General features: G+C 65.3%; 5 protein-coding genes and 3 pseudogenes. 6 read left to right on the top strand and 2 right to left on the bottom strand.

Translation table 11 applies throughout. The annotated features are described in order from the left end of the window. Positions 1–68 precede the first annotated feature (68 nt). From FA740_RS13125 to FA740_RS13145, 5 genes are all read left to right on the top strand, one after another. A complete protein-coding gene (locus FA740_RS13125) occupies positions 69–1640 on the top strand; it encodes an ABC transporter substrate-binding protein (protein WP_169306302.1) in 1572 nt (523 codons plus the stop codon). Positions 1641–1715: 75 nt separating this feature from the next. After that, positions 1716–2699 carry an ABC transporter permease gene (locus tag FA740_RS13130; RefSeq protein ID WP_136857228.1) on the top strand — a complete coding sequence of 328 codons (984 nt, stop codon included), beginning with the start codon at positions 1716–1718 and terminating at the stop codon, positions 2697–2699. Positions 2700–2701: 2 nt separating this feature from the next. Continuing rightward, positions 2702–3679 (top strand): ABC transporter permease, encoded by a 978-nt coding sequence (locus FA740_RS13135; RefSeq protein ID WP_136857229.1) that lies wholly within the window; start codon positions 2702–2704, stop codon positions 3677–3679. Between the two features lie 4 nt (positions 3680–3683). Then, a complete protein-coding gene (locus tag FA740_RS13140; protein WP_136857230.1) occupies positions 3684–4664 on the top strand; it encodes an ABC transporter ATP-binding protein in 981 nt (326 codons plus the stop codon). Continuing rightward, entirely contained in the window at positions 4661–5656 is a 996-nt protein-coding gene (locus FA740_RS13145; RefSeq protein ID WP_136857231.1) for an ABC transporter ATP-binding protein, read from the top strand. Before FA740_RS13140 ends, FA740_RS13145 begins: the two co-directional genes overlap by 4 nt. 275 nt (positions 5657–5931) lie before the next feature. Here the strand turns inward: FA740_RS13145 and FA740_RS13150 are convergent. Together FA740_RS13150 and FA740_RS13155 are read right to left on the bottom strand one after the other, a co-directional pair. Continuing rightward, positions 5932–6069 (bottom strand): annotated as a pseudogene (locus FA740_RS13150) (integrase core domain-containing protein); the annotation flags it as partial. A 61-nt stretch (positions 6070–6130) separates the two neighbouring features. Beyond that, positions 6131–6520, bottom strand: a pseudogene (locus FA740_RS13155) (transposase); the annotation flags it as partial. A 176-nt stretch (positions 6521–6696) separates the two neighbouring features. On the opposite strand from FA740_RS13155, the pseudogene FA740_RS13160 reads away from it, so the two are divergent. Continuing rightward, a pseudogene (locus FA740_RS13160) lies at positions 6697–7086 on the top strand (transposase); the annotation flags it as partial.

Consider the following 7086-nt stretch of genomic DNA (forward strand, 5'->3'; position numbering starts at 1 on the left):
TCTGCTGCCAGCGGCTACCGGAACGGCGGCCAGTTGCAAAAACCAGGGAGAGAACCATGAAGAAGGTGATGACACGCCTCGGGCTTGCGCTGATGTCCTCGACGATGATCGTGGGCGCGGCATCGGCAGAGACGGTGCGGTGGGCGCGGGCGTCAGATGCGCTGACGCTGGACCCGCATTCGCAGAACCAGGGCGTGACCCACAACTTTGCCCACCACATCTATGAGACGCTGGTCGATCGCGATGCCGAGGGCAACCTGCAGCCGCGCCTGGCGACCGAATGGACGCTGAAGGAGGACGACCCGACGGTCTGGGTGTTCACGCTGCGCGAGGGCGTCACCTTCCATGACGGCGCGGCCTTCACCGCCGAGGACGTGGTCTTTTCGCTGGACCGCGCCCGGTCCGAGGCGTCGAACATGCGCCAGCTGCATGTCGACGTGGCCGAGGTGCGCGCCGTGGACGACTATACCGTCGAGGTGCAGACCACCGGCCCGTCGCCGCTCTATCCCAACAACCTGACCAACACCTTCATCATGGACAAGGACTGGTCCGAGGCCAATGACGTGGTCGAGGTCCAGGACTATGCCGCGGGCGAGGACAACTATGCCGTCCGCAACACCAACGGCACCGGCCCCTACATCCTGCAATCGCGCGAGGTCGATGTCCGGTCCGTCCTGACCCTGAACGAGAACCACTGGGCCGAGAACACCCCGGCCGTGACCGAGATCATCTATCTGCCCATCGCCGACAACGCGACCCGCATCGCGGCGCTCTTGTCGGGTGAGGTCGATCTGGTCCAGGACGTGCCGGTGCAGGACATCGACCGCCTGCAGGGCACCGACGGCATCAAGATCGAGACCGGCCCCGAGAACCGCGTGATCTATTTCGGCTATCGCTTCGGCGAGGAGCCGCTGGCCTCGTCCAACGTCACCGATGCCAACCCCTTCAACGACCCGCGCGTGCGCGAGGCGATGGAGCTGGCCGTGGACCGCGACGCGATCGCCCAGGTGGTGATGCGCGGCCAGGCGATCCCCACGGGCGTCGCGAACCCGCCCTTCGTCGCCGGCTGGACCGAGGAGCTGGACGCCTATCCCGCCGTCGACCTGGAGCGCGCGCGCGAGCTGATGGCCGAGGCGGGCTATGAGAACGGCTTTACCGTCACGCTGGACACGCCCAACAACCGCTATGTCAACGACGAGGCGATCAGCCAGGCCGTCGTCGGCATGCTGGGCCGGATCGGCATCACCGTCACGCTGGCCTCGCGCCCGGTGGCGCAGCATTCGCCGCTGGTGACGTCGAACACGACCGATTTCTACCTGCTGGGCTGGGGCGTTCCGACCTTTGATTCGGCCTATGTCTTCAACGACCTGGTCCATACCAAGGAAGGCAGCTACGGCGCGTATAACGGCGGGCTCTATTCCAACCCGGAGCTGGACGCCAAGATCCAGTCGCTTGGCACCGAGACCGACACAGAGGTCCGCGACGCCACCGTGGCCGAGATCTGGCAGGTCGTGAAGCAGGACCGCGTCCTGCTGCCGATCCACAACCAGGTGCTGGCCTATGCGATGCGCGACGGGCTGACCCTGCCGGTCCATCCCGAGAACCAGCCGCTGCTGACCGACCTGACCCTGGGCGAGTAAGCCTGACGCCCTGACCACCGCCGCGCCCGGGCGTTCCCCGTGCGCGGCGGTTCCCTATTCGAGAGGATCTGGCCCATGCTGGCCTTCATCATCCGCAGGCTGGCCCAATCGGTGCTGGTCATGCTGTTCGTCGCGCTGATCGCCTTCATCGTCTTTCGCTATGTGGGCGACCCGATCGCCAGCATGGTCGGCGTCGAGACCCGCCTGGAGGACCAGGAGATCATGCGCGCCAGGCTGGGTCTGAACGACCCGGTGATCTGGCAATTCCTGCGCTTTGTCGGCAATGCACTGCAGGGCGAATTCGGCATATCCTACCGGCTGCAGCAGCCAGTGACGGAACTGATCCTGTCGCGCCTGCCCGCCACGCTGGAGCTGGCCTTCGCATCCGCCACCATCGCGCTGGTGTTCGGCCTGACGCTCGGGGTGTTCACCGCGCTGAAGCCGCGCAGCTTTCTGACCGGGCTGGTCATGGCCGTGTCACTGATTGGGGTGTCGCTGCCGACCTTCCTGATCGGCATCGGGCTGATCTATATCTTCGCGGTCGAGCTGGGGTGGTTCCCGTCCTTCGGGCGCGGCCAGACGGTCGATCTGGGCTGGTGGCGCACCGGCCTGATGACCGAAAGCGGGCTGCGGTCGCTGGTGCTGCCGGCGATCACGCTGTCGCTGTTCCAGCTGACGCTGATCATGCGCCTGGTCCGGGCCGAGATGCTGGAGGTGCTGCGCACCGAATACATCCGCTTTGCCCGCGCCCGCGGGTTGTCGCAGCGCGCGATTCATTTCGGCCATGCGCTGAAGAACACGCTGGTCCCGGTGCTGACCATCACCGGCCTGCAGCTGGGATCGGTCATCGCCTTTGCCATCGTGACGGAAACCGTGTTCCAGTGGCCCGGCGTCGGATCGCTGTTCATCGTGTCGGTGCAGGTGGTCGACGTGCCGGTGATGGCCGCGTACCTGATGTTCATCGCGCTGGTCTTCGTGCTGATCAACCTGATCGTCGATATCCTTTACTACGTCGTGGACCCGCGCCTGCGCGTCGATGGCGGCGGAGGCGGAAAATGACCATGACGAACCCCACCCCGGGCAATCCGGCGCCCGCCGCGAAACCCATCGTGCCGCCCAAGCCCCAAGGCAGGCTGAAAGCCGCGCTGGACAGCGACATCTTCTACTCGTGGCGCCGGTCTCCGGTCACCATCGTGGCGACCGTCGTGGCGCTGGCGCTGATCCTGATGGCGATCCTGGCGCCCTGGATCGCGCCGCACAACCCGTTCGACCCGGCCAGCCTGAACCTGATGGACGGCTTTACCCCGCCGATGACCGAGAACCAGTTCACCGGCAACAGCTATGCCCTGGGCACCGACAATCAGGGCCGCGACATGCTGTCCTCGATCATGTATGGCAGCCGCATCAGCCTGTTTGTGGGCGCCATGGCCACGGCCTTCGCGATCACACTTGGCGTGTCGTTGGGGCTGGTCGCGGGCTATAACGGCGGGATGATCGACGGCATCATCATGCGCATCGCCGATATCCAGCTGTCCTTTCCCGGCATCCTGATCGCGCTGCTGATCTTTGGCATCGCCCGCGGCGTGATCCCCGCCAACCAGCAGGAAAGCATGGCCATCTGGGTGCTGATCATCGCCATCGGCCTGTCAAACTGGGCGCAGTTCGCGCGCACCGTGCGCGGCGCCACGATGGTGGAACGGCAAAAGGATTACGTCTCTGCCGCGCGCATCATGGGGGTCCATCCCTTCCTGATCCTGCTGCGCCACGTCCTGCCCAACGTCCTGGGACCGGTCCTGGTGATCGGCACGATCGGCCTGGCCTTGGCCATCATCGAGGAGGCGACGCTGTCCTTTCTGGGCGTGGGCGTGCCGCCGACGCAGCCCTCTCTTGGGACGCTGATCCGCATCGGGCAACAGTTCCTGTTCTCGGGCGAATGGTGGATTTTGCTGTTCCCGGCGCTGACGCTGATCTTGCTGGCGCTGTCGGTGAACCTGCTGGGCGACTGGCTGCGCGACGCGCTGAACCCCAAGCTGCGGTGAGATCATGACACAACCCGTTCTATCCGTCCGCAACCTGACGGTCGAGTTTCCGACCCGCCGCGGCATCCTGACCGCCGTGCAGGACATCACCTTCGACATCATGCCCGGCGAAGTGCTGGGCGTGGTCGGCGAAAGCGGCGCGGGCAAGTCGATGACCGGCGCCGCCATCATCGGCCTGATCGACCCCCCCGGCCGCATCGCCAAGGGCGAGATCTGGCTGGGCGACCAGCGCATCGACAACCTTGCCCCCGACCGGATGCGCAAGATCCGCGGCCGCCGGATCGGCATGATCTTTCAGGACCCGCTGACCTCGCTCAATCCGCTCTATCGGATCTCGCGCCAGCTGATCGAGACGATCCGCACCCATCTGCCGCTGTCTCAGGCCGACGCGCGCAAACGCGCCATCAAGCTCTTGGACGATGTGGGCATCCCCGATGCCGCGCGACGCATCGACGATTACCCGCATCAGTTTTCGGGCGGGATGCGACAGCGCGTGGTGATCGCGCTGGCGCTGTGCGCCGACCCCGAGGTGGTCATCGCCGATGAGCCGACGACCGCGCTGGACGTGTCCGTGCAAGCCCAGATCATCGACGTCATGAAGGAGATCTGCGCCGAACGCGGTGCGGCGATCATGCTGGTCACCCATGACATGGGCGTCATCGCGGAAACCGCCGACCGCGTCGCGGTGATGTATGCCGGCCGCCTGGCCGAGATCGGCCCCGTCGCATCCGTCATCAAGAACGCCAAGCACCCCTATTCCCAGGGCCTGATGGGCGCGATCCCGAAACTGGGCGAGAATCTGGACCGGCTGGTGCATATCCCCGGCTCGATGCCACGCCTGAACGCCATCCCGCAGGGCTGCGCCTTCAATCCGCGCTGTCCGCAGGTCTTTGACAAATGCCGCACCCACCGCCCCGCCGCGTCCGAGATCGAGCCCGGACGACGCGCGGCCTGCTGGCTCTATCCCGAGGTCACCGAAGCATGAGCGACACCCTTCTGGACGTCCGCCACCTGTCGCGGCGCTTCGACGTCTCGGCCCCCTGGCTGAACCGCAAGCTAGAGGGTCTGGACAAGACCTACGTGAACGCCGTCAAGGATGTCAGCTTTACCGTCGCCAAGGGCCAGACATTCGCGCTGGTCGGCGAAAGCGGGTCGGGCAAGTCGACCATCGCCCGGCTGATCGTGGGCCTCCTCGAGCCGACCGAGGGCGAGATCGTCTTTGACGGCACCTCGCTGGCCCGCGGGCTGAAGGGCGCCGAGGCCCGCCGCCTGCGCCGCCGGTTCCAGATGATCTTTCAGGACCCGCTGGCCAGCCTGAACCCGCGCTGGCGCGTCACCGACATCATCGCGGAGCCGCTGCGCGTCTTTGAACGGTCCATGAACGACCGCGCCCGACACCTGCGGGTCGGAGAGCTGCTGACCCTCGTGGGCCTGTCGCCCGAGGACGGGCTGAAATTCCCGCACCAGTTTTCGGGCGGGCAGCGCCAGCGCATCGCCATCGCGCGGGCCTTGGCGGCCAATCCCGAATTCATCGTCTGCGACGAGCCGACCAGCGCGCTGGACGTGTCCGTGCAGGCGCAGATCCTGAACCTGATGAAGGATCTGCAGGACGAATTCGGGCTGACCTATGTCTTCATCTCGCACAACCTGCAGGTCGTGCGGCACATGGCGACCGAAATCGGCGTCCTCTACCTGGGCCGCCTGGCCGAGGTCGGAGAGGCCGAGGCGCTGTTCGCCACCCCCCAGCACCCCTATACGCGGATGCTGCTGGACGCGGTGCCCGACATCGAGATGACCGGCCGCCGCCGCAAAAAGGTCGAGGGAGAGATCCCCTCGCCCATCGACCCGCCGCCGGGCTGCCCCTTCCACCCTCGCTGCCCGTTTGCCAACGCCCGCTGCCGCAGCGAAGTCCCCGGCCTGACCCGTCGCGGCCCCCAGGCCGCCGCCTGCCACGCGGTGGAAGAGGGCCGCATCTGATCTTGGCACCAGCCCCAACGGCAACCGCGTCACTGCGCGCGCGCCCCTTGCCACCATCCACCGCTCCGACAGGGTGCACCTCCCCGTCCCCTGTTGGTTCGCATCCGTAACTGTCGTTTCTGACTTGGGTTTTTGGATTCAGCCCTTTGGTGATTGCTGACCTGCAAGGGAATTTTTTCTCCACCGCCGATCGAAATCCGGCTCAACCTGAGCCCGGTTGGTGGTACTCCGCCTACCGTTTTTAGTCCATTCGAAGCCGGAGTTTTCGGCGTTGGTCATGGCAACGGGCTGGTGATGCCACCGGGAAAGTGCAGCGCATTCGGGACGTTGTACCCGATGGCGCCGTGGGGTCGATCGTCGTTGTAGTGTCTGCGGCAGACCTCCAGCTTTTCGGCCGCGTCCGCAAGGCTCAAGAGAGGTTGTTCGGCTGATCTGAACAGTTCCGAGCGTTTTCTAGGTGGTTTTCCGCCTCGGTCACGCCGCCACCAGTTCGGGCATTGGCTGGTTGAAGTAGGCCTGATCGGGGGTTTTCCCGTCAAGCGATGAATGCGGGCGGCGCATGTTGTAGAAGCTCAGGTATCGACCGATCCCGGCTCGGGCTTCGGACGCGCTGGCATAGGCCCGCAGGTAGACCTCCTCGTATTTGATGGTCCGCCACAGGCGCTCGACGAAGACATTATCCCGCCACGCGCCCTTGCCATCCATGCTGATCTTGATTTCGCGGGCGGCCAGCACCTTGATGAACTCGGTCGAGGTGAACTGGCTGCCTTGATCCGTGTTGAAGATCTCGGGCGCGCCGTAACGCACAAGCGCCTCCTCCACAGCCTCGATGCAAAAATCGGCCTCAAGCGTGATCGATACCCGCGATGGGCGTTGATGCAGAACTCCAGCCTGCTGCGGGATTCACGCGGGTGGGCTGGTAGGGTAAGCGTCTCGGCATGAGCAAACCTGAGGCTGCCCGCTAGCGCACGACGAACTGGAGGTCCTACAATGAGGCTTTGAGGCGGCGCGGATCGCTGTTGATCTGGTTGGACAAGGACATGGTGTGGCTGGCGAACAAGGCGCCGCCCGCCGGTGTTCTCGGATGCGGCGATCCAGTTCTGCCTGATGGTGAAGGTGCTCTTCGGGCTGCCGCTTCGGCAGATCGAGCCATGAGAACGGTTGCCCCTCGCGGCGCCATCGGTTCAAGCCCGATGGGCGACGGTCCGAGTGACCATGGCGAGACGGAATGGTGGCCAGCATCCTGGCGATGGCAGGGCTCGACTGGCCCGTGCCGGACTTCTCCACCCTGATCCGCAGAAAGAAGACCCTCGCTGTCCAGATATCCAGCCGGCGCGCACCAGGTCCTCTGAACCTGCTGGTGGACAGCGCCGGGATCAAGTTTCTCGGCGATGGCGAATGGCTGGCCCGCAAGCATGGCACCCGCCGCA

It is taken from the genome of Paracoccus hibiscisoli, from assembly GCF_005048265.1.
GTDB lineage: Bacteria > Pseudomonadota > Alphaproteobacteria > Rhodobacterales > Rhodobacteraceae > Paracoccus > Paracoccus hibiscisoli.

What these genes read in the sequence shown, in the direction of transcription:
- FA740_RS13125 (WP_169306302.1), top strand. Translation starts at nt 69, where the DNA reads ATGACACGCCTCGGGCTTGCGCTGATGTCCTCGACGATGATCGTGGGC.
- FA740_RS13130 (WP_136857228.1), top strand. Translation starts at nt 1,716, where the DNA reads ATGCTGGCCTTCATCATCCGCAGGCTGGCCCAATCGGTGCTGGTCATG.
- FA740_RS13135 (WP_136857229.1), top strand. Translation starts at nt 2,702, where the DNA reads ATGACGAACCCCACCCCGGGCAATCCGGCGCCCGCCGCGAAACCCATC.
- FA740_RS13140 (WP_136857230.1), top strand. Translation starts at nt 3,684, where the DNA reads ATGACACAACCCGTTCTATCCGTCCGCAACCTGACGGTCGAGTTTCCG.
- FA740_RS13145 (WP_136857231.1), top strand. Translation starts at nt 4,661, where the DNA reads ATGAGCGACACCCTTCTGGACGTCCGCCACCTGTCGCGGCGCTTCGAC.